At 36.1% G+C, this 22,084-nt stretch carries 21 protein-coding genes; 14 read left to right on the plus strand and 7 right to left on the minus strand.

All coding sequences use genetic code 11. From position 1 onward, the window contains the following. Positions 1-11: 11 nt before the first annotated feature. Positions 12-542 carry a phenolic acid decarboxylase gene (locus IGL28_RS01375; protein WP_034699269.1) on the minus strand — a complete coding sequence of 177 codons (531 nt, stop codon included), beginning with the start codon at positions 540-542 and terminating at the stop codon, positions 12-14. 103 nt (positions 543-645) lie between these two features. Between IGL28_RS01375 and IGL28_RS01380 the strand changes: the two genes are divergently transcribed. Further along, positions 646-1,197, plus strand: a complete 552-nt coding sequence (locus IGL28_RS01380; RefSeq protein WP_010720252.1) for a PadR family transcriptional regulator — start codon at positions 646-648, stop codon at positions 1,195-1,197. Positions 1,198-1,370: 173 nt separating this feature from the next. Here the strand turns inward: IGL28_RS01380 and IGL28_RS01385 are convergent, their stop codons facing one another. Continuing rightward, positions 1,371-1,850 carry a MerR family transcriptional regulator gene (locus tag IGL28_RS01385; RefSeq protein WP_010720251.1) on the minus strand — a complete coding sequence of 160 codons (480 nt, stop codon included), beginning with the start codon at positions 1,848-1,850 and terminating at the stop codon, positions 1,371-1,373. A 137-nt stretch (positions 1,851-1,987) separates the two neighbouring features. On the opposite strand from IGL28_RS01385, the gene IGL28_RS01390 reads away from it, so the two are divergent. The 3 genes from IGL28_RS01390 (at position 1,988) to IGL28_RS01400 (ending at position 4,578) form a co-directional block, all read left to right on the plus strand. Continuing rightward, positions 1,988-3,460, plus strand: a complete 1,473-nt coding sequence (locus tag IGL28_RS01390) for an MDR family MFS transporter (protein WP_034699264.1) — start codon at positions 1,988-1,990, stop codon at positions 3,458-3,460. Then, positions 3,457-4,170 carry a DUF4811 domain-containing protein gene (locus IGL28_RS01395; protein WP_081128217.1) on the plus strand — a complete coding sequence of 238 codons (714 nt, stop codon included), beginning with the start codon at positions 3,457-3,459 and terminating at the stop codon, positions 4,168-4,170. Before IGL28_RS01390 ends, IGL28_RS01395 begins: the two co-directional genes overlap by 4 nt. Positions 4,171-4,290: 120 nt before the next feature. Further along, positions 4,291-4,578 carry a DUF1905 domain-containing protein gene (locus IGL28_RS01400; RefSeq protein WP_034699260.1) on the plus strand — a complete coding sequence of 96 codons (288 nt, stop codon included), beginning with the start codon at positions 4,291-4,293 and terminating at the stop codon, positions 4,576-4,578. A gap of 66 nt (positions 4,579-4,644) precedes the next feature. Here IGL28_RS01400 and IGL28_RS01405 read toward each other — a convergent pair whose 3' ends face one another. The 3 genes from IGL28_RS01405 to IGL28_RS01415 form a co-directional block, all read right to left on the minus strand. Continuing rightward, positions 4,645-5,706, minus strand: coding sequence for a hypothetical protein (locus tag IGL28_RS01405; protein ID WP_081128215.1), 1,062 nt, complete (start codon positions 5,704-5,706; stop codon positions 4,645-4,647). Between the two features lie 11 nt (positions 5,707-5,717). Beyond that, on the minus strand, positions 5,718-6,293 hold the full coding sequence (locus tag IGL28_RS01410; RefSeq protein ID WP_251850032.1) for an RNA polymerase sigma factor: 576 nt from the start codon (positions 6,291-6,293) through the stop codon (positions 5,718-5,720). 472 nt (positions 6,294-6,765) lie between these two features. After that, positions 6,766-9,102 carry an ABC transporter ATP-binding protein/permease gene (locus IGL28_RS01415; protein WP_081128211.1) on the minus strand — a complete coding sequence of 779 codons (2,337 nt, stop codon included), beginning with the start codon at positions 9,100-9,102 and terminating at the stop codon, positions 6,766-6,768. 141 nt (positions 9,103-9,243) lie between these two features. On the opposite strand from IGL28_RS01415, the gene IGL28_RS01420 reads away from it, so the two are divergent. From IGL28_RS01420 to IGL28_RS01465, 10 genes are all read left to right on the plus strand, one after another. Next, positions 9,244-9,918: a response regulator transcription factor gene (locus IGL28_RS01420; RefSeq protein ID WP_010720244.1), complete on the plus strand. Its 675-nt coding sequence runs from the start codon at positions 9,244-9,246 to the stop codon at positions 9,916-9,918. Next, on the plus strand, positions 9,915-10,940 hold the full coding sequence (locus IGL28_RS01425; RefSeq protein WP_010736934.1) for a HAMP domain-containing sensor histidine kinase: 1,026 nt from the start codon (positions 9,915-9,917) through the stop codon (positions 10,938-10,940). Before IGL28_RS01420 ends, IGL28_RS01425 begins: the two co-directional genes overlap by 4 nt. Before the next feature lie 326 nt (positions 10,941-11,266). Then, positions 11,267-11,584, plus strand: a complete 318-nt coding sequence (locus IGL28_RS01430; protein WP_010736935.1) for a PadR family transcriptional regulator — start codon at positions 11,267-11,269, stop codon at positions 11,582-11,584. Continuing rightward, positions 11,577-12,191, plus strand: coding sequence for a DUF1700 domain-containing protein (locus IGL28_RS01435; RefSeq protein ID WP_010720241.1), 615 nt, complete (start codon positions 11,577-11,579; stop codon positions 12,189-12,191). The genes IGL28_RS01430 and IGL28_RS01435 overlap by 8 nt, the downstream gene beginning before the upstream one ends. Positions 12,192-12,208: 17 nt before the next feature. Then, on the plus strand, positions 12,209-13,042 hold the full coding sequence (locus IGL28_RS01440; protein ID WP_010736937.1) for a DUF4097 family beta strand repeat-containing protein: 834 nt from the start codon (positions 12,209-12,211) through the stop codon (positions 13,040-13,042). Between the two features lie 407 nt (positions 13,043-13,449). After that, positions 13,450-13,944: a DUF5348 domain-containing protein gene (locus IGL28_RS01445; RefSeq protein WP_010720238.1), complete on the plus strand. Its 495-nt coding sequence runs from the start codon at positions 13,450-13,452 to the stop codon at positions 13,942-13,944. A gap of 26 nt (positions 13,945-13,970) precedes the next feature. Next, on the plus strand, positions 13,971-14,840 hold the full coding sequence (locus IGL28_RS01450; protein WP_034699254.1) for an SPFH domain-containing protein: 870 nt from the start codon (positions 13,971-13,973) through the stop codon (positions 14,838-14,840). A 436-nt stretch (positions 14,841-15,276) separates the two neighbouring features. Beyond that, positions 15,277-15,663: a YxeA family protein gene (locus IGL28_RS01455; RefSeq protein WP_034699252.1), complete on the plus strand. Its 387-nt coding sequence runs from the start codon at positions 15,277-15,279 to the stop codon at positions 15,661-15,663. A gap of 6 nt (positions 15,664-15,669) precedes the next feature. Continuing rightward, on the plus strand, positions 15,670-16,422 hold the full coding sequence (locus tag IGL28_RS01460) for an ABC transporter ATP-binding protein (RefSeq protein ID WP_010720235.1): 753 nt from the start codon (positions 15,670-15,672) through the stop codon (positions 16,420-16,422). A 14-nt stretch (positions 16,423-16,436) separates the two neighbouring features. After that, on the plus strand, positions 16,437-18,245 hold the full coding sequence (locus IGL28_RS01465; protein ID WP_081128209.1) for an FtsX-like permease family protein: 1,809 nt from the start codon (positions 16,437-16,439) through the stop codon (positions 18,243-18,245). Between the two features lie 372 nt (positions 18,246-18,617). Here IGL28_RS01465 and IGL28_RS01470 read toward each other — a convergent pair whose 3' ends face one another. Next, a complete protein-coding gene (locus IGL28_RS01470; RefSeq protein WP_081204163.1) occupies positions 18,618-20,723 on the minus strand; it encodes a glucosaminidase domain-containing protein in 2,106 nt (701 codons plus the stop codon). A gap of 321 nt (positions 20,724-21,044) precedes the next feature. Further along, positions 21,045-22,070, minus strand: a complete 1,026-nt coding sequence (gene rbsR, locus IGL28_RS01475; protein WP_010720232.1) for a ribose utilization transcriptional repressor RbsR — start codon at positions 22,068-22,070, stop codon at positions 21,045-21,047. Between the last annotated feature and the right edge of the window lie 14 nt (positions 22,071-22,084).

Consider the following 22,084-nt stretch of genomic DNA (forward strand, 5'->3'; position numbering starts at 1 on the left):
ACGAATGATCCTTATTTTATCCGTTTATAGTTTTTATCAAAATAACGACCTTCTCGGATATCACTAGGCATTCCTTCATAAGGAGCTTCACTAATGACATCTTCATTATTGAGACCAGCATCGCCCATATAAGTAATGTTAGCGAACTCTGGTACTAACAATTTTGGATAAGTTTCATATTTTTCACGTGCTGCTTCCATCTCAGCTATATGTTCATTTTGAAAAGTAACTGTGATCTCAGGATGTTCTTCAACCCATTTAGGAAAGAAAATCGTTCCATGTAATTTTTTTTCATTGGGCATGAAATCCAAGGCCACGTCAGTACCAGTTGGTTCAGTCCAAGTAATTTTGAAGACGCCATCTGTTAACTTAACGATATCTGCTTCTTGATCTTTGACCCAACGGCCTTTGACCATTCCACCGTGAATTCGATAGTCGACAGTATGGTCATTTTTAGCATACCATTCATATTCCCAACCATTATCGTACGTATAAATAAAGTGTGTACCAATAAAATCTTCTAGTTCTTTAAATTCTTTCATGAAACAACAGCTCCTTTTAAATTAAAACATGTAATAAAGTACATGTTTTTGATTACGTGATTATGATAGAATGAATAAAAGGATTTGTCAAGGAGGAGAGAGCATGGCGAGAAAAAATACGCTACGCTATATTTTGTTAGGATTGTTGAGTAAAAAAAAAATGACAGGCTATGAATTAAACCAATCGTTCAAAAATGAAATCGGTGAGTTTTGGCAAGCGAAGCATAGTCAAATTTATCCTGAATTAGCAAGAATGGAAGAACGAGGGATCATCAAACATGAAGTTGAAATTACAGGGATGAAATTAGAGAAGAAAGTCTATCAATTAACGGATGAAGGAAAGGCATTGTTAAACGAATGGATTCGGACGCCAACGAATGAATTACCAGTCAATCGAGACGAGTTTGTGTTGAAATTATATTTTGTGAAAGATGTGAATGATCCGATGTTGAGAGAGATCATTGAGCAGCAAAGGGATCTCCATGAAGAAAAGCGAGCGCATCTATTGGCACGTCAAGAGAGGATATTTCCAACAAGAAAAGAACAAGAAGAAAATTATGGGCACTATTTGATTTTATCCCATGCGATCAATCGAGAAACAGAATATGCGAATTGGTTGACGAGCGTATTAGAAGAGCAAAAAAGACAGAAATAATAAATGGAATAGAGAATAGAAAATAAATTTTATTTTTTATTTTATTGATAGTAGCAAACTGAAAAAGATAGAAAAGAAGCAAAAAATGTAGTCGATTATCGTCAATTTCTTAAACTGTTTTGGTAAAACACAAGAGAAATTGGGAGAATTGACTACATTTTATTTTTCATTGCTTAAAGATTTTTCAATAATTGTTCGAAATCAATTTTTTCGCTTACGGGGACAATTTTATACGTGAGTTCATCTGTTGCTTCATCGTGGATGATATAAAGTTTTGAATCTTCAGTTGTCTCTTTGAAATCACCGATCAATAAAACAGTATATCTTTCATCAATCAATTCGATTTCTTTGATTGCTTTGGAAAAAACTTTGCGGACATGCTTCATTTTTTTTAGACGTTCTTCGGCTTTTTCAGCTGATTTGTTCAACGTATAGCCTTCATCTAAATATTTTTTGATAATCTCAACCTTGATAACAGTAGGTAATTGATATTTTCGAGGACAATTCACACCAGTAGAAACGGAACGAATGAATTCTTTTTGTTCCCAATATCGTAACTGACGTGGAGACACACCGACAATTTCACTTAGTTCACTGATTCCTACCAGTAAATGATCATTTTCTAATAAACGTTTCAGGGATGCTCCTACCATTTTTGTCCCTCCTTTTGTTGTCTAACTTTCCTTAATTATACTTGGGATAACTTATGTGTCAAGTAGATTGACAAATGACCGAAATAGGACTAAAGTATTCAAGTGGTTTCAGAAAGAATTCAGAAAGAAGGAGAAATATGAATAAAAATCAACCCGTAGATATTTACGGCAAACCATATAATCGGACACTATTAGTTGTCGTTTTATTGATTGGTACCTTTTGTACGGTATTAAATCAAACCTTATTAACTACAGCTTTTCCTACGCTGATGAAAGATTTTGATATCTCTGCATCAAGTGTTCAATGGCTAACAACAGGGTTCTTATTGGTTAACGGAATCATGATTCCGATTACTGCTTGGCTGATCAATAAATTTAGTTCAAGAAGTTTATATTTATCAGCAATGTCAGTCTTTTTAATCGGAACAATTACCTGTTTTGTTGCCCCTAACTTTAGTACTTTATTGATTGGACGTTTGATCCAAGCCTGTGGTGTGGGTGTTTCAATGCCTTTATTACAAAATATTATGTTATCGATTTTCCCACCAGAAAAAAGAGGATCTGCCATGGGGATGTCAGGAATCGTTATTGGATTGGCTCCAGCTTTAGGACCAACATTATCAGGTTATATTATTGATAACTATCATTGGCGTGATCTATTTGGTATGGTCTTACCAATTGTCGTCTTAGTTTTGGTCTTAGCCTTTTTCTTGATGCGAAGCGTTATTCCGTTATCAAATCCAAGTATCGATATTCTATCTGCTATCCTTTCAACAATTGGATTTGGTAGTTTGCTTTATGGATTTTCAAGTGTCGGTGATGCTGGATGGGGCAGTGCGAAAGTGATCGGCTTCTTGATCGTAGGGGTAATATTTATTGCCTTATTTGCATGGCGCCAACTTCGTTTGGAAAATCCATTCTTGGAACTGCGTGTATTTAAATCATCAACCTTTACGATTGCAGCAGTTTTAGCTGGTGTAACGAATATGGCGATGGTCGGTGCTGAAATGGTTGTTCCTCTATATATCCAAAATATCCGTGGCGAATCAGCTTTTCATTCTGGCTTGATGTTACTACCCGGTGCCTTGATTATGGGGGCGATGATGCCGATCACAGGTGCGATCTTTGATAAACACGGTGCAAAACGTTTAGCGATTGTCGGGATGTTCGTGCTAACCGCTGCAACAGCACCATTTGCTTTCTTAACAAAAACAACGCCTATTTTATATATTGTTGTTCTCTATGCGATTCGGATGTTTGGGATCTCTATGGTTATGATGCCAGTAACAACATCTGGTATGAATGCTTTACCAAACAAACTGATCAGTCATGGGACTGCAGTAAACAATACCTTCCGACAAATTGCTAGTTCGATTGGGACAGCTATTTTGATCAGTGTATTGACCAATGTAACAAAAGATAATCTACCTGCAAAATCAGTCTTAGAAAGCACGCCTTTAACTTATAAAGACCAAGCGATCAATGCGACATTATCTGGTTACCACGCAGCATTCTTTGTGGCGATCGTCTTTGGTGTGATTGGTTTTGTGATTGCCTTCTTATTGAAGAGAAAAGAACCTGTTCTAGCGAAAGCGGGGGATAAAGCATGATTATTTTCGTATTGATCATTAGTTTAGTGGCTTTTGCCCTAATGAATATCTTTGCAAAAAAAGCTTGGCAAACAATTGTATCATTACTTTTTGGGTTAGTCTTTGTGGCATCCTTAGGGTTGATCGTGGCTAATTTATCCAACCATTTTGGTATGGAAAAAGTAACTGAAACGAAAACCACTAACATCGTATCAAGTGCTGATTCAGATAGTGCAAATATGCTTTTATATCAAGCATTAGGTGACGGGACTGAAAAAGTCTACCTTTACCGTACGAATGAAGACCAAAAGAAACCAAAAGCTACCGGTACTGATAATGAAACCAATAAAGTAGAACGTACGACTGGTCAAGCGCAAAAAGTAGCAAAAACAACTTATTGGGTCTATAAAAATGATATGTATAAATTCTGGTTCAATCTAGCGGACAATAACCACGAGTATGCAAGTCGTGTGAACACCTTTAAAATTCCAGCTGATTGGATCGAATTAAGTACGGATCAAGCAAAAACATTAGCGCAACGAGTAAAAGAACAACAAAGTACGATGGAAAGCGACGCAAAGGCTTTTGTACAAGAAGGTCTGATGAAAGCTATGACTGAAAATCCAGCCATGACGCCAGAAGAACAAGCAACATTGTCAAAAGAATTAGCAACGCAATTCCAACAACAAGCATTAACGAAATTAGTTGAAGAAGTCAAAGCAAATAAATAGTCAGCTAATCAAGTAAGTGCAAGAATCAGTTAATTTCAAAAAGGGCTCCTCCATACAGTTGAACGATCAGCTGTGGAGAGTCCTTTTTTTTGTTATACTGAACAAAAAAGGGGTGGGGAAATGCAAAAAAAATATTCTTTCCAGTCAAAAATTTATGCTTCTGAAATAGGTAAGGGTGGCGCATATATCATTTTTCCTTATGATCTCAGAGAAGAGTTTGGTGTAGGCCGAGTCAAAGTTCAAGCGACATTTGATGGAGTAGCATATGAGGGAAGTATTGTGAATATGGGGGTAAAAAACGAAGATGGAACAATTTGCTACATCTTAGGGATACGTAAAGATATTCGTAAAAAAATTGAGAAAGACATCGGTGATATCGTTTCTGTAGAAGTGATTCCAAAAAATTAAAGCAGAAGATAGTTGTCTTCTGCTCATTTTTTATTAACTACCATGATGGATTTGCCACAATCCGATCTATTTTTCTAACTCAATTTCTCCGATTCCTTTCAATTCGAGATAAATCGAGGCTTGTTGATCATATCCAGAATAGTCAAAAGTCATATCCCAATAGTTATTTGACCCTTCAGTAACAGAAGTAAATTTAGAATATGGGTAATAGGTTGTCGTCTTTTTAGTTACTATTTTTAATTGAATATTGTTGTCGGCATTACTTTTTGGTTTTGGCAACTTTTTCAAAAAGTCTTGTTCATCTTTAAAACGAATGACAAAATTAGTAGGATATGCCATTGCTCGCTCAATCGGTAAAAGGTGATTATTTTTTGGAGTAAAATTTATTTCGTCAAAATAGTTGATCTTACTTGTATCAATAGGTAGTTCCCATTCGCCTTTAAAAATAGAATATACTTTTGGGTCACTTGCTTTATAGGCTGTGATGCCATTGATTTGTATGGTTGTCTCTTCAAGAGAGGGAACCGAGCCCGTTTTTGTAGGATGTAGATTGTAAATAAATTCCAATGTGTTTGTTTCTCGATCAATGCTCTGTTCCTCATTGATCGAACGGAATAGCGACAAGTCTTCTTTTTCTTCTGCTAGTCCTGAACGAAAATCAATCAAATACTGATCTTGCCCATTTTTGATCCCAAAATTTAATCCATATTTCTCCCATTTTTTGTTTAAAAGCTCCGAGTTTTTTGGAAGATGAACAGTAAAATGTAACCCTAGTTCATTTTTATCTACATAGAGTTCTGTTAACTGTATATCTGCTTTTTTATCATAAGCTGTAAGTTGTTGGCTGGAAATAAACCCTTCATGATTCAATGTTTCAGAAGTAAATTTCCCAAACCGTAAAAAATTAGCAGTTGCAGTGCCTAAGGGTGAGTAAGCATACAAACAGATACTTATGAGAAATACGGCAACAGCTATCAAATAAACCCGTTTTTTTATGTAGTTTTTAAGTGGAACCTGTTTCTCCTTTCGTATAGAGTCATAGGTGGCTTCTAATTTGGTTCGTACTTCTGAGGGTAAGCGTTCCTCTTTTTTGAGTTCTTCCATAAATTTCTTTTCAGAAATAGTCATTTTTTCTCCTCCTAGCTCTCCTCTATTTTTAGTAGTTTTTTCCCTCGAGCAAGGTGTGTCTTCACTGTATTGACTGGTTCAGATAATATCGTGCTGATTTCTGTGATGGAAAACCCATTATAGTAATAGAGCACCAACGGAATTCGATATTTCAAATCTAATTTTTGTAGCATGTGTTTTAATTCCATTGAACGTATCGTTGTATTTTTTTCTTCCTCGTATTCTACATAAAAAGTTTCTTTCTTTGATTTTTTGAGAATTTTTTTGCAATTATTAATGAGAATTTTGCATAACCAGGTGTTAAAATATTCTGGTTTTTGCACGCTTTGGATATTTTTGTAGGCCGTCAATGCTGTTTCTTGTAAACAATCTGCAATGTCTTCTGAATTGTTCAAAAACTTACGCGCTGTATTATAGAGAACAGCTTCATAACTTTTAAACAATTGGACAAATGCCTCTTTATCTCCCTCCTTTGCTTTTTTTACTAAAAATAAATCACTGGGCACACGATTTTCCTCCCACTTCATAAAGATTTTTTCTCTTACATCTATTAGAGTCAAATAAATAGGAAAAAGTTTCAAATACATAAAAATAATTTTGGCTATTTAAGCGTTTTCTAAAAGATGCATATTCTATCATTTAACTGTAAAAAACATAGGTACAGAAATAGGGAATACCTACAGCTCTAAAGTTGCAATTGGAGAAGCAATATGTGCTGGGGGGGTCTACACGCAAGAGTGGTACATCTACTATTCTTACAATCCAGTCAACAGTGCATGCTATGTTGTTTCTAACACATAATATTACTGACTAAAAAATAAAGAAGAAACTGAGCTAAAACTTGTCTCAGTTTCTTCTAGTATCTCTAAAAAAGAATAAATAGTGTTCAAAGTCTGACCTTCGGCAATAAGCCGAAATTGTCCAAAAATTTGAGAAGAACCAAGTAGACGACAATTAACAGGGAAAACAAGTATTTGTGTTTCTTGTCAATTGACGGAAATTCCTTCTTATTTCTTGCTGCTAAGGACTTCTCAAGCTCTTTCAAACAATATCAATCGTTTATTCTGCCCGCAAAGCAATCGCTGCATCTTTTTTAGCAGCCATTCTTGCTGGGATGTGCCCACCTAACATCGTTAAGATCGTAGAGACGATCACGAGGATCAGTGCATGGAGTGGGTTCAATTGAGCCACATTTTTTAAATCAGTCATTTGATAGAGTAAATGATTGATTGGGAACGTTGCTAACCAAGCAATCAAAACACCTAATAAGCCCGAAGAGATTCCTAAGATACAAGTTTCTGCATCAAAGACACGAGTGATATCTTTTTTACGAGCCCCTAATGCTTTTAACACCCCGATTTCTTTGGTACGTTCGATGACTGAAGTATACGTGATAATACTGATCATGATCATACTTGTCACTAGTGAGATACCAGCAAAAGCAACCAATACATAAGTGATGGCATCCATCAATCCACCAGTCAATTCAGTCATTGTTCCTGCTAAGTCAGAGTAAATGATTTTATCTTCTTCTGCTTTTCCTTTGTTGTAAGCATCTAAGTAATCAAGGATTTTTTCTTTGTCACCAAAGTTATTTGGATAGATCATGATGCTAGTTGGAATGCTATCACCGCCTAAATAGCTGATCAGTGATTGTTTAGCTGTCTCATCCACTTTTTCGTTGGACATCACATTCGTATCACTATCTTTTTGCGCTTTTACAATCTCAGAATCTTTATTTTCGTTAACGATTTGTGTCGTTAATTGATCACTATATGCGATTCCAGGGGAAAGAAGATTCATTGTTGAAGAAGATTTCACTCGTAAAATCCCTGCAATTTTTACTTCGTTCGTTGAATTAGCATACATCGTATCATAATCAGTATTTGGAATAAAGTTTCCAGTAGGTAATTTCGTGTAGTAATCATTGTTGTTGATCACTTTGAAAGTTGTCCCAACAATGCGATCAAAGTCTAATTTTTGACCGTCTTTTACATCAAAGCCCAGGTTTTTCAAGGCATTGATATTTGTATTGTTGTTACCATCTACGATTAAGACCACGTCATTTGCAGAATCAGGATAACTTCCTGAAAGCAGTGAATAGTTCGCTTTTAAAAAGTTTTCTTTTTGATTGTCTAACTGTGTTGGAAAACTGGAAACACCGACACCCGTCATAGCAGACATCGTGCTTGATAATGATAATGATTCGTTTTCAGGGTTTTGGTTAGAGAAACTTACTGGTTGCACTTTACCATCAACTTGGCGAAGCATATTGATACCAGTAGCACGAGTAAAGCCAATATTATTACTTAAATTAGGATCGATATCTTTGACATAATCTACATAAGATTGGTCGATTTTATTAGTGTGCTGTGCTTTATCTTCATCACTGATTTTAGCAGTTACCTGTTTTGTATTTGGATAATCCGCTTTACTAGTACCCAATGAAGCAGAATCTGTTGAACGATTGGTTGTCACTTTGGAGATAGTGATCGGGAATTTTGCCATCGTTTCAGACTGTGTTTTATCAATTTGTTTTTGGAAACCTGAAGATAATGCCAAGACGATCGCAATCCCGATGATCCCAATACTGGAAGCAAAGGACGTCAAAAATGTTCGTCCCTTTTTCGTGCGGATATTATTAAATGAAAGTTTCAAGGCTGTCCAGAAACTCATTTTTGTCCGACGTAGATTGAATTGATCATCTTTTGGTCGTTCGATATGCGGATGTGAATCTGCCAAGATTTTACCATCTGAAAATTCAATGATTCGATCTGCATATTGATGAGCAAGATCAGGGTTATGGGTAACCATGATTACTAGCTTCTCATTAGATAGTTCTTGGATCAATTCCATGATTTGGATACTTGTTTCGGTATCTAGTGCTCCAGTTGGTTCATCGCATAAGAGGATATCTGGATCGTTGGCTAAAGCACGAGCAATTGCGACCCGTTGCATTTGTCCGCCAGATAATTGGTTTGGTTTTTTGTGCATATGGTCCGTTAAACCGACACGGCGTAAGGCTTCCTCAGCCTTTTGGCGTTTTTCTTCTTTTGCCACACCGCTAAGTGTCATCCCTAATTCAACATTTTCGATGATTCCTAAATGTCCAATCAAGTTATAACTTTGAAAAATAAAACCAATCGAATTATTTCGGTAAGCATCCCAATCACTATCTTTAAAGTCTTTTGTGGACTTTCCGTTGATCACCATATCTCCGGAATCATAGTTGTCTAAGCCACCGATGACATTCAACATCGTTGTTTTTCCTGAACCACTTGGACCAAGAATGGCAACAAATTCTTTTTTTCTAAAGGCAACAGATACGCCATCTAATGCTTTAGTCGTTGTTTCGCCAACTTTATAATATTTCTTTATATCTTTAAGTTGTAGCATATTCGTCCTTCTTTCTTATTAGAATATTCGGTATACTTAAAAGTATATCAGAACAATAAACGCAGTATAATCAATGAATGTTAACTCAATATGAACAATCAGAAAGAAACAAGAAATTTTTCAAAAAATCGAGGGAATAAAATGAACCGTATATTAGTAGTAGAAGATGATGAAAATTTACAATTGCTTTATCGTTCAGTATTAGAACATGCTGGTTTTTCGGTAGTCACAGCTAGTAGTGGAACAGAAGCACTAGCACGATTGGAAAATTTTCATGTAGAATTGATTATTACCGATATCATGATGCCTGAGATGGATGGTTATGAATTGTTGGAAAGTTTACGAGATGGAAAAATAGAGCTTCCTGTGCTGATGATCACGGCTAAAGCCGATTTTGAAGATAAAAAACGTGGTTTCCAGTTAGGAACGGATGATTACATGACGAAACCCGTAGATGTCAATGAAATGGTTTTACGTGTGGAAGCGTTATTAAGGCGAGCAAAAATCAATCATAGTAATCAATTGAATATTGGAAATACTACCTTAGATCAGGAAACGTATGAAGTAAGACAAAATGAAAAGGTCAGTGTGCTGCCTCAGAAAGAATTTCTTTTGCTTTACAAACTGTTAGCTTATCCGAATAAGATTTTTACGAGACAACAATTGATGGACGATATTTGGGGGCTGGATACAAATACAGAAGAACGAACGATCGATGTACATATCAAACGATTAAGGACACGTTTTGAAGCAAGTGAAGATTTCCAGCTCATCACCGTTAGAGGACTCGGGTATAAAGCGGAGGTCAAAAGATGAAAAAGAAATTATACTCTCAACTGTGGATCTACTTTGCTAGCATTGTGTTTGTTTCAATATTAGTGACTCTACTGTGCTTCTTAGGCTTTATTTTTTTGCTTTCTCATCAAAACGTTACGCCGTCTGAACGACCAACACTCTATCCGTTATTCGTTTTTGCTTTTTTTAGCATGATCGTCGGCACGGTAATCTCTGGCTTTGTCGGTCATAGGATCTTGAAGCCAATCAGTGAACTACGTAAAAATATGAGTAAAGTAGCTACAGGTGATTTTTCTATTCGAATGGAGGAACCTCCCAAAGTCGCAGAAGTCCAACAGTTATATAAAGATTTCAACGTGATGGTCCAAGAACTCAATAGCATCGAAACGCTAAGAAATGATTTTGTTTCGAGTGTTTCACATGAGTTTAAAACACCACTAGCGACGATCCAAGGCTATGTCCAATTGTTACAAGCACCAGATATTCCAGAAGAAGAGAAGCAAGTGTTTTTGCAACGATTGATTGAAAATATTACTCAGCTCTCACAGTTGACTGAAAATATCTTGAAACTAAATAAGTTAGAAAACCAAAGTGTCAAAATCGAAAAGCATAAATTTCGTTTAGATGAACAAATACGAGAAGTCATCGTGTTTTTGCAACCTAAATGGGAAGGGTTGAAGTTGCATATCGATTTGGATACGGTCTTTTATGAGGGAAACGAAGAATTTTTATACCAGGTGTGGTTGAATATCATGGATAATGCGATCAAGTATAATCAACCTGATGGCAAGATCGAAATTCGTTTGACTCAAAATGCTACAGATATTTTATTGGAAGTAACGGATTCAGGTGTAGGGATGAACGAAGAAACTCAAAATCGCATTTTTGAAAAATTTTATCAAGGAGACACAAGCCGTCAGATGGCTGGCAATGGCTTGGGATTGTCTTTGGTAAAAAAAATCCTTGAATTGCATGAGGGTACGATACGCTATAACAGCATTCCTGAGGTAGGAACCACAGCTGTGATCAGCTTGAAAAAATAAAAAGCTAAACTTTAATGATGAAGTAGTTGATCTGTTCAATTGTTTTATTATGAACCAGAACCAGATCAATTACGTGATAAAAGAAACATACTAAGATGAGTGGGTAAGGTATTCCGTCGACTAATCTTAGTATGTTTTTGTCTTTCTCAAATGGCTCAACTCTAATAATCTGAAGCAGCAATTGATTTCGGAGCGTTATTTATAGATTTTAGATCTGACTATTATGCTGTTTTATTTAAAAATAATCAACATTTATATTTTAAAACAATATTATATGTAGTATAATATGTTGTGAAAGAAGATATTGTATAAAAGAAGGTGAAGGAATGCACATCCAAGTTCCAACGATATTACTTGATGGCACGGTATTAGCTGCATTGAGTAAAGAAGATATGTATGGCTATGCGTTGACTAAAATCGTACAGGAAAGCCTGTCGGTAAGTGAGTCAACGATGTATCCCGTCTTAAGAAGGTTAAAAAAAGAAGGATTTTTAGATACTTATGATGAACCCTTTGAAGGAAGAAATCGTCGATATTATCAATTAACACCAGCGGGGTATAATCGGTTAGAAGATATTATTGATGAGTGGATCGTCTTTCGAGATTCCTTAAATCGATTATTGGAGGATAATAAACATGAATGAATATTTAGATGAGGTAATAGAGGAAATCCAAGAGATTCCTGAAGATGACCGATTCGATTTGATTCAATATTATGAAGAATATTTTTTAGATTCTGGCAAAACAATTGATCAAATCATTGAAGAATATGGTACGCCTAAACAGTTTGCGCTTAAATTGAAAATCAATTATTTCTCTGAACAAGATGATTCAGCAACAGATGAAGTCAACCCAAGAAGTTCTAAACGACAAATTCGGTTGATTTGGATGATCGTGATTGGCTTATGTGCCTCCCCTCTGTTGATTCCTTTGGCGATTGGTTTTGTTGCAGTGATCGTGGGGTTATTATGTCTATTAGTCGCTTTGCTGGTAGGTGGTTATGTCGGTTGTATTACTGTTTTAGGGCTTGGATTATTTTCAGTTGTTTCGGGTATTGGTGTGTTGGGGCAGTCGATAGAAAGTGGATTATTTTACGTTGGATTAGGGCTATTCGCTACTGGAACCGTCGTCTTCTGTGCGCCGCTCCTTCTGAAAATGACAAAATGGATATTTAAAATGATGATGAATTTTGTGAAGTGGGTTGGACGTCGTTTTGTAACGAGACGTGCGATTCATTCGTCGAAGTTATAAGAAAAAGAGGTGTGAAGATGAAATTAAAATATTTTTTAATGGCTGGTCTAGGCTTGATGGTTAGTGGTGGCTTACTTGCTGGGACAACCTATGCGTTTGGGACGCACCGAAGCCTTGCTTGGGAAAATGGCCCTCAATTGGTCGAAATGAACCATGACTCACAAGTGATATCGACAAAAGAAAAAATCAACAAAATAGTGGTCAATGCGCAATACCAACAAGTTGAGATCAAACGTGGCAAAAATTTTGAAGTTAACTCTACGTATGAAAAAGCAAGTAAACCTCAAGTCACTACTAAAGGCGATACTTTGACGATTAACGGAAATGGTCGTGAACAAAACGTCTTGTTTCATGTAATGAATAACACATCCAAAATCACCCTGACAGTTCCTAGCGAACTTCCTTTAGATCAACTTGTGTTAGAAGGAGAGCAAGGACAACTTTTATTAAATGACGTAGTGAGTGAGAATGTTTCCGTTACAAATAATGGTGGATACATTACATTTAATAAAGTTGATGGAAAAAAAGTTAAAGTAAATTCTGTGCAAAGTTATGTAAATATTGATAATTCAGATATTTCAAACATCGAATTGAATGCCAAGTATGGGAATCTATTCTTAAATGGATTCAAAAATACTCAAGGAACAGTTATGTTAGAAAATTGCTATGTAGACTTTCTTGATAATGGAGAGATTGGATTAGATATTGATCTATTAGGGATGTCAACTGTCACAAAAAATAATGAAGAATTACCAATCAAAACAGTGATCAAAGGAGAAAACAATATAAAAATCACTGGTTATGATAGCAGTGTGGTTATAGCTGACGAAAACCATCAGTATGATGTTTAAAAAGGATAAAGTCTGTCATTAAGAGGAAGTAAAGAGAAATAAATCGAAGAGGTTCAAAGATAGGTGCAACTATTTTTGGAACTTTTCGATTTTTTGATTAAGCGATTTTTTTCAAAAGATTTTGAATGACGGTCGTTGATTATGGATGATGATCCACGTAAAATTTTTTTCGAATAACGGATTATTCACATTTAGATAACGATTTTACATCTTTTATCTCAGGTAGGTGTTTGATAGATAGTTTCTCAGATAGGTTAGCTAATATAACAGACATGACTGTTAGGATGCTAAGACATCGGTCAGTATCATGGGGAAGAACGATTTTTTTCATCGCTTAACTTACAAATCTGTAGTAAAATAAGAGAAAATAGAGAAAACACAGCTGAGATAATAAGGTGGAAAAATAGATGAGAATAGATGAAGCGAAACGAGAAGAGCTACAGTTAGAAATAACAAAATTACATAATTATCTCACGGAACTTAATCATAAATATTATGATACAAAAAAAGAACGTGTGATGATCGATTACCCGAATAACTCAGAAGGTCGGCAATTAGAACAAGTTTACAATGAAGTATTCCATCATTTATTGAAAGTAAAGAGGGAATTAGACTATTACTCTTTGCCGATTTTAGATACAGGGATCTTAAAGTACGACGAAGAAAAAGAGCGTTTTGTGTTCAAATCAGTTCGAGAGAATTTGATTCTTTCTGCAGGAATTGATTTAGAGATTTTAGTGGAAGATTATTTTACCGAAGAAAAACATTGGGTACGCACAAGGTTAGAATATCTACCCCAAACTTCCGGAGGACCACAAGTGAGCGGTTGGTATATCACAGAAGATAAGGAATTAGAATTAGAGGGAGTGATGGCACGGATTAGAAAGAAACCAATCATGTAGGAATGGTCTAAGAAAGGAACTAAGTGATGAGTGAAAAGAAAGCGGTTTATGTAAATGGGTATATTGGATTGATCGGTTTGGTGTTATTAGTTGGTATCGGCGGCTTCTTATTCTATTTTGGCATGACAAGTGGAGCGATCTTCCAGACGGTCATGGGTTTCGTTTGTTGGTTGATTGCTATTGCACTACTAAGCTCCGCAACGGTTGTTAGTCCCAACCAAGCAAAAGTTATTTTGTTTTTTGGACAGTACATTGGGACGATACGAGAAAGTGGGTTTTTCTTAACGGTTCCGTTTGCACAAAAAATCAACTTATCTTTAAAAGTACGAAATTTTAACAGTTCGGTTTTAAAGGTGAACGATTTAGATGGCAATCCCATCGAAATATCTGCCGTCGTAGTTTTTAAAGTTGTTGACACGGCTAAGGCGTTGTTCGATGTGGCGTATTACCAAGATTTTGTTGAGATTCAAAGTGAGACAGCGATTCGTCATATTGCCAGCCAATACCCTTATGATACTTTCAATGAAGAAGATTTGACTTTGCGTGGCAATACGACTGCCATTTCTGATGAATTAGCAAACGAGCTTCAGGAGCGGTTATCTGTTGCTGGGGTCGAGGTGATTGAAACGAGATTGAATCATCTAGCGTATGCGACTGAAATTGCTAGTGCAATGTTACAAAGACAACAAGCAAAAGCTATTTTATCTGCTCGGCAAACGATCGTTGAAGGAGCAGTTACGATGACACAAATGGCATTGGAACAAATTGAAACAGGACAAGAAATCAATTTCACAGATGATCGGAAAGTCCAATTGATCAATAACCTACTTGTTTCGATTATTACAGATAAAGGAACACAACCAGTCATTAATACAGGGACAGTGAAAGAAAAATAGCCATTATTGAGTAAATATCGTATGATTGTAACGAATTTTTCAACTGTATTTTTTCTATAATAGAACAGTAGAGTAGTCAGAGACTGAGCCAAAACTCAGTCTTTTTTAGTATTTCTAAAAACGAATAAACGGCGTTCAAAGAGCTGACCTCTTGTTCACGGTAAAATCAAAGCAGCATCTTAAAAAAATTTGAGAAGCAGTTTTCGGAAATTCCTTCTTATTTCTTGATGCTAAACACTTTTATCTCAACTTCTTTTTATAAAATTCATCAAACTATCATCTAAATAAAAAACAATTCGATTCAAGCTTGCGAATCACTCTTTTGCTTTGTGATAGATAAATGACAATATTGAAAGATATTTGACAGTTAAATCAAAGGTAAAATACGGTCTTTTTTTTTATAATTGCCCTATCATATGTGAAAGAAGGAGAGGAAATGAAGAAACTACTGGTCGGGATTGGCATTTCCATTGCAGCGTTGGTATTAGGTTCGGTAGTTTTTATCTTTGGGGGCCTAAAAATTGCGGATCGAATGATCATGGGTGGCGATAGCTACTATGTCAAAATTACGACAGATGGAGAAAAAGAGGAAATAAAAGATAATCGTAATGAAATAACCATCCAATATAAATATACTCTTCCCGGATATGATGAAAAGGGAAGTGAAAAAATATTAACATTTAATGGACAAAAACCGCGTCCTTTAAGAAAAGGAGCCTATTTAGAGATTACATGGAATAAAAGCAAAGGTGTCACTTCTTATGAAGAAGTCAAACAAAACGATATACCTAAGTTAGCACAAGAAAAACTAAGTAAAGGATAGATGAAAATGGAAAAAATTGTTGAGGTTCAAAATGTAACAAAAATCTACGGTAAGAATAATGAGAAGAAAACACAAGCCTTAAGTGGGATCAGCTTTACAGTAGAAAAAGGAGAATTTATCGGAATCATGGGGGCTTCTGGATCTGGTAAATCAACCTTGTTAAATATTTTATCTACATTAGACAAACCCACAGACGGAAATATCCGAATCAATCAAAACGATGTAACAAAGTTAAAAGGAAACCAATTAGCAGACTTTCGTGCGAAAGAGATTGGCTTTATTTTCCAAGATTTTAATTTACTAGAAAACTTAACTGCACAAGAAAACATTGCAGTACCACTTTCCTTACAAGGTGTTAAACCTAAAGAAATCAAGCGACGGGTCAAAGCAGTAGCAGAACGTTTATCGATTTCTCATATCATGGGAAGTTATCCTTCTGAAATTTCAGGTGGTCAAAAACAACGGGTAGCAGCAGCTCGTGCCTTGGTTACACAACCAACGATCTTATTAGGTGATGAACCGACTGGAGCTTTAGATTCTAAGAGTGCGCGTGATTTGCTAGATACGATGAAAGAATTGAATCAAAAAGATGATGTTTCAATTCTATTAGTAACACATGATCCGTTTTCTGCTAGCTACTGTGAACGAATCTTATTTATCAAAGATGGCGGTATCCACGAAGAAGTCAAACGTGGCGAACAAAGCCGTGATGAGTTTTATCGTCATATTCTAACGATCTTAGGAAATCTAGAACAGTAAGGGGAGGAAAAAACATGCTTTGGAAATTATCGCTTACTGGGATTAAAGGGCGTTTAAGAGATTATATTGTTTTATTTTCAGGTTTGGTTATGACTTCAGCTATTTTTTATATGTTCGAGTCAATCGCAAGCAATGAAGCGTTTTTAGAAAGTAATTCTACCGTTGGATCAACTGTTTTAATTTTTCATTTTGGCTCGGTATTATTAGCAATCATTACTTTTGTATACATCCTTTATGCTAATTCATTTTTAATGGCGATGCGTCAGAAAGATTATGCAATGTTTATGATGTTAGGGGCTAAGGGCAGAAAAATTGCACAAATGATTTTTACCGAAACATTTGTTGTGGGTGCAACGGCGACCGTCGTTGGCTCTGCGATTGGTGTAGGGCTAACAAGTATTGTGGAACGAATACTCGTTGAACAATTAAACATTTCAATTACACATTTTACACCATTTAGTGTAAAGGGTATTCTGATCACTCTTTTCTTTTTTGCTGTTTTGTTTTTATTAGCAGCAATCACCAATGCTTTTTCAATTGTGAAAAAGCCAATTCTTACATTGATTCGTGCGGAAGCTACACCAACACGAATGAAACAAAATAAATTTTTATTTTTACTTGAAGTTGTATTAGGGGTTGTTTTATTAGGCGTTGGTTATTACGTTCTATCAGAAATTGCACGTATTGGATTGTCTGGTTTAGGGATTTCTCTCGTAACGATTTGTCTGGGAACCTATTTCATTTTCCATTCAGTGATTATTTTCTTCTTGTCTTTACTGAAAAAATCAGAAGGTATCTCATTGAAAAAGTTGAACAACTTTACCTTATCACAATTAAGCTTTAGGATTCGGGACTATACGCAAATGCTTTCAATGGTAGCGATCTTATTTGCTTTAGCTTTAGGAGCGTTAACGGTTGGTTTAGGATTCAGAAATCAAATCTCCGCATTGACCAATTCATCAAACGCTTATGATTTAGTTCTAAACAATGCACAAAAGATTGACCAAGGAAAAGTCAGAGAACTAAATCCAACGTCAAATAACATCTATGCTCAAAAAGAAGATGAACAATACGTTTATTACAATTATGATGAATGGGAAAAAGAGCCGCTTAGATATATTGCATATAGTGGGAACACTTTTGCGGATAACAAAGTAAAGACAGCAACTGGTGAAGAAATCGCAAATTCAAGTGAGTTGCAAGAGACATTAAGACAAAACGAATTACCTACGCAACAAGCGAAGGGAATAAAATTAGTTCGTGCGAGTGAATTCGATCAATTAGCGCTGCCAGAAACAACGCTACAATTAATTACAGTCAAAGATTTTGAAGCAAGTTTACCAGGTATCGAAACATTAGTAAAAGAAAATAATCAAGTCAATCCAGAGTTGAAAGATTACCAAGCCATGAGTGGACAAAAATATGAAATGTATCAACAAGTGAATGGTATTTTCTCAGGGATGGAATTTATGGGCTTCTTCCTAGGAATTGCGTTCTTAGCGATGTTAGCAAGTTGCTTGATGTTTAAGATTCTTTCAGGTAGTAAGAGCGATATTGGTCGATATACGATGTTAGAAAAAATCGGTGCGACTCGTGGCTTATTAAGACAATCGATTCGACGAGAAATTGGTGTTTTATTCTTAGCACCTGGTATTTTAGGAGCGATCCATGTCTTATTTGGTTTAAGACTATTTGAATTTTTAATGAATGATCCATATCGTGATGTGTTGATACCGTTCGGAATTTTCTTTGTCATGTACTTTATTTACTATGTATTGACTGTTTGGTTATATACAAGTATTGTTTTGAAAAGAGAGAAATAAAAATACTCTAAATAAGTGAAATTGGTTGGTTTCATCGATAGCACTTGTTAAAGAGACGAAAAAGAAGCATTGGTTCATCTGAGGTATTGACTAGGTAATATCAGCTTCTGGAATAAATTGTTCCATATGGGTTACTGAAGTGGTTTGATGGACGATCCAATAGTTTAACAAAAGGCACACTCCTTTGATTTTTGTTCGTTACTTGAATCTTACAAGGTTGTGTGCTTTTTGTGTACGCTAAAACAAAAAACATCTGAGACATCACACGTTCACTCTAAACATGAATAAGCCGGAGAAGAGACTGAGACAAAACTTGTCTCAACCTCTTCTCCGGCTTGTTTTCAGAGCTAGACACTTCTGTCATAGCTTTTTTTAAGTTAATCTACTCCACGATGGATGGATGATCGCTAAGTTTTTCAATAAAGGAATGGTATCGGCTTTGACTTTAATGACAGTCGTTTTTGGAATTTCTCTGGCAGATAGTTGCAAGTACAATTCCCAGTAATTTGGTGTTTTCATTGTAGAAAGATATTCTGGTTTTTTCCTAATTGTTTTTAAAGACCAAGTGTCTACATCAACTAGCGACATCTCATTTTTATCCCAAGACACAGGTACTACCAAAGGTTTTGAAACATTTTTAACTTTGGTTTCTTTATTATCTTCTTTTTTCGGTTCATCGTATTTAGTTAAATCATACGATTCAATGATCGCATTCAATTTTTTGGCGTATTGTTTATCTGTAGCATAGCGGCCTTCCAGATACTTCGTTGCCTCTTTATAACTTTTGGCTTCAGATTTCCAAGTTGGTTTGTAGAAATCTTTGTTATTGGACAACCCGCCTTTGATCAATTTCGCATAGTCTTCTAAGCTTTCTTTATAAGAAGGGTATTTACGGAAGGTTGCATGGATTTGGTAATTTGCACCGTTGCTGTCTTGTTCCAAAGTATTGAACAAAACACTTTTTCCTTCATAAGTTCCTTTTATGCCAAACAGATTATAGTTTGGTTCACTTGCCAACAAACTATTGCCAGAACCACTTTCTAAAATCGCTTGAGCCATCATAACAGAAGCGTAAATGCCTTCTTTTTGACCAATTTCTTGCGCGCTTGTAGCAATTTTTTTCAAAAACTGATCCGTTGTTTGATTTTTTGTAAAGTTGAATGAATCATTTAAACCATCTAAAATCGACTGGTTTTTCAGTTGGTCAGTCACGCTTGGTAGACCTGCGATATTGACACGTACTGCAAAATCTGGTCTGAAATCAGCAATTGAAGTAATCCGAACTTTGTCACCTGGTTGAGGGGCATGAATAAATTGTCCATTACCAATATAAATCCCAACGTGATGAGTGACACCTGAGGAAGGTCCCCAGAATACTAAGTCACCTGGTTGTGCTTGATCTATTGGAATCTGTGTTCCAGCGTATTGTTGTTCACCTGTCCATCCACCGATATAATGACCAGTGGCCTTCATGTAAACATAATAAGCTAAACCCGAACAGTCAAATGTACTTGGTCCTTTTGCTCCCCAAACGTAGGGTCTGCCTAAATATTTATAGGCTTCTTTCACGATTTCTTTTTGAACTGCTGTCGTGTTTGTTGGTAAAGTTGTTTCAATCGGTGTTTTGCTGACAAAATCGGAGGACCCGTCTACAGGATTTTCAATTCCTGACTGTTGACCTTTATTTTTGTCATTTGTTTGGTGATTGGAAGAATTATTGGTATTCGCTGAAACAACTGAATCGTTACTGGTTGACGTTGACGGTTTCGATTGTTCTTTTGAACTATCAGTTGGTTTATTTTTGTCTGTGCTAGGTTTCGTTGTATCATTAGGCTTTGTCGTTTGAGAAGAATCTTGGGTATTTCCGGCTGAATTAGTCGTATCCTGAGTAGAAGAGTCTTCAGATGGAACAGTTGGTGTGTTGAATGAAGCAGTCAATGATAGATCCATTACACCAACAACAAAGAATCTTTTTTGATAATTCACTTCTTGGGCACCATTTACTTGGAAAGAAAGTAATTTTTCACCTTTAGGAGGGGTGATTTCATAGAACACTTTCGTTCCTTCTTTCAACCCACTGACCGTGCCATTAGGTTGGATGGTCAACTCTTTTTCTTCTCGAGGGGCGTTACTGATAACAGACAGCTTAATTTTCCCCAGTAATTCGGGATTAACTGTCAGTGTATGTGTCGCAACTTCTTCCGCAGGTTTCTCAGTTGATTCACCTGTTTCAGTCGTTGATGAATCAGTGGTTGATGATTCGCCCGTTGAGCCAGTTGTGGCTGATGAATCTGTGGTGGACGATTCAGTTGTGTCTGTACTTGAGGCTGTTGAAGTTACAGAATCACTTCCCGAAACAAGTGAGCTACTTGTAGTTGTTGGTTGGTTTTCTGTTGCAAAAACAGCTTGAGTCGATAAAATCGTTGGAGCAATCAGCCAAGATGCAGCAAGTAGGCGTATTGCTTTATTTTTGTTCATATGCGGTACTCCTTTTCTTTTTGCTTGTGACGAGTCTCTATGCTCATGCAACTGTTGTTAATACATAACAAAGATCTGATTTTTTTGATTAATAAGCTACGATTCTTTTTTCTAATAAGTCGCTTCGCTTTAACATTTTAATTATTCTGCATGCCATTAATTTGTTGGGGGAGAACAAATTTGGGGGAAATGGTCATACTACTTAAATTGTACCAAAGGAGATAGATTTCTACAAAATATTTGTAAAAATAACGACCGTAAAAAACAAAAAAAAATAAAACACAAAAATACTTCATCATGTTTTATTTTTTTCTTCATAATTTATTCACAAATGCTACTTACACGCTTAGTTGAAGCTCTTTTTTTCAATTCTACTGGTAATAATTTTTCGCTCCATTCTTTTTCAGGCGACTGGATACGGGCTAATAATAATTGAGCAGCAGATTGACCTAATTCAAAAATTGGTTGAGCGATCGTCGTTAATTTTGGTTTGACATATTCACACATATCCACATTATCGTATCCAATCACACTATAATCTTCGGGGATTTTCTTTCCATGTTCTTCCAACCCACGATAAATACCAAAAGCGAGCTCGTCGTTTAAGGCAAAGATTGCGGTCGCAGAGGAATTAAGAATCGTTGGAACGACCTGGTACCCACCATTTTTAGAAAAATGAGTAGGTAGTAACAATAAATTGTCGTGCGAGAGCTGATAAAAATCTAGTGCATGTTTAAAACCCTCGATCCTACGATAGACGTTTTCAGGGGGATTTTGTGGATAAACGAGCGCAATGGATTGGTGACCTAAATGAAGTAAGTGTGTACCAGCCAAGTATCCTCCACGAAAATCATCTGTGCTGATCGCATCACTAAATCCTTCAGCCTTTTTTTGATCCAACACAATAAAAGGTCGATTTTGTTTCTTGAGATTTTCATTGATTGCTGTAGTCGAAACAGCGGAAGTAGCTATGATAAACCCATCGACGCCTCGTCGTGCTAATTCGGCTAAATACTCAATTTCTTTTTGATGGTCAGAATCAGCGTTACATAAAATCGTCACGAAGTTTTGTTTGTATAACACATCTTCAATTCCACGCATTAGCGTATTAAAAAAAGGGTTGGTGATATCCGGCACGAGGACACCGATCGTTTTTGTTTCTTTCGTAATCATTTGGCGAGCGACATAGTCAGGTTGATAGCCGAGAATGTCTTTTGAAGCAAGCACTTTTTCAACTGTTTTAGCGCTGAATTTTTCTTCATTACCATTTAAAATCAATGAAACAGTGGCAATGGAAACACCAGAATGTTTTGCCACGTCTTTAATCGTTATTTTCTTTTTCTTCATTCTGATACTCCTAT

This window comes from Enterococcus sp. AZ077 (assembly GCF_051714965.1).
GTDB lineage: Bacteria > Bacillota > Bacilli > Lactobacillales > Enterococcaceae > Enterococcus_B > Enterococcus_B hirae.

Coding starts and splice junctions, on each gene's coding strand:
- IGL28_RS01375 (WP_034699269.1), bottom strand. CDS start 542: ATGAAAGAATTTAAAGAACTAGAAGATTTTATTGGTACACACTTTATT.
- IGL28_RS01380 (WP_010720252.1), top strand. CDS start 646: ATGGCGAGAAAAAATACGCTACGCTATATTTTGTTAGGATTGTTGAGT.
- IGL28_RS01385 (WP_010720251.1), bottom strand. CDS start 1,850: ATGGTAGGAGCATCCCTGAAACGTTTATTAGAAAATGATCATTTACTG.
- IGL28_RS01390 (WP_034699264.1), top strand. CDS start 1,988: ATGAATAAAAATCAACCCGTAGATATTTACGGCAAACCATATAATCGG.
- IGL28_RS01395 (WP_081128217.1), top strand. CDS start 3,457: ATGATTATTTTCGTATTGATCATTAGTTTAGTGGCTTTTGCCCTAATG.
- IGL28_RS01400 (WP_034699260.1), top strand. CDS start 4,291: ATGCAAAAAAAATATTCTTTCCAGTCAAAAATTTATGCTTCTGAAATA.
- IGL28_RS01405 (WP_081128215.1), bottom strand. CDS start 5,706: ATGACTATTTCTGAAAAGAAATTTATGGAAGAACTCAAAAAAGAGGAA.
- IGL28_RS01410 (WP_251850032.1), bottom strand. CDS start 6,293: ATGTATTTGAAACTTTTTCCTATTTATTTGACTCTAATAGATGTAAGA.
- IGL28_RS01415 (WP_081128211.1), bottom strand. CDS start 9,102: ATGCTACAACTTAAAGATATAAAGAAATATTATAAAGTTGGCGAAACA.
- IGL28_RS01420 (WP_010720244.1), top strand. CDS start 9,244: ATGAACCGTATATTAGTAGTAGAAGATGATGAAAATTTACAATTGCTT.
- IGL28_RS01425 (WP_010736934.1), top strand. CDS start 9,915: ATGAAAAAGAAATTATACTCTCAACTGTGGATCTACTTTGCTAGCATT.
- IGL28_RS01430 (WP_010736935.1), top strand. CDS start 11,267: ATGCACATCCAAGTTCCAACGATATTACTTGATGGCACGGTATTAGCT.
- IGL28_RS01435 (WP_010720241.1), top strand. CDS start 11,577: ATGAATGAATATTTAGATGAGGTAATAGAGGAAATCCAAGAGATTCCT.
- IGL28_RS01440 (WP_010736937.1), top strand. CDS start 12,209: ATGAAATTAAAATATTTTTTAATGGCTGGTCTAGGCTTGATGGTTAGT.
- IGL28_RS01445 (WP_010720238.1), top strand. CDS start 13,450: ATGAGAATAGATGAAGCGAAACGAGAAGAGCTACAGTTAGAAATAACA.
- IGL28_RS01450 (WP_034699254.1), top strand. CDS start 13,971: ATGAGTGAAAAGAAAGCGGTTTATGTAAATGGGTATATTGGATTGATC.
- IGL28_RS01455 (WP_034699252.1), top strand. CDS start 15,277: ATGAAGAAACTACTGGTCGGGATTGGCATTTCCATTGCAGCGTTGGTA.
- IGL28_RS01460 (WP_010720235.1), top strand. CDS start 15,670: ATGGAAAAAATTGTTGAGGTTCAAAATGTAACAAAAATCTACGGTAAG.
- IGL28_RS01465 (WP_081128209.1), top strand. CDS start 16,437: ATGCTTTGGAAATTATCGCTTACTGGGATTAAAGGGCGTTTAAGAGAT.
- IGL28_RS01470 (WP_081204163.1), bottom strand. CDS start 20,723: ATGAACAAAAATAAAGCAATACGCCTACTTGCTGCATCTTGGCTGATT.
- rbsR (WP_010720232.1), bottom strand. CDS start 22,070: ATGAAGAAAAAGAAAATAACGATTAAAGACGTGGCAAAACATTCTGGT.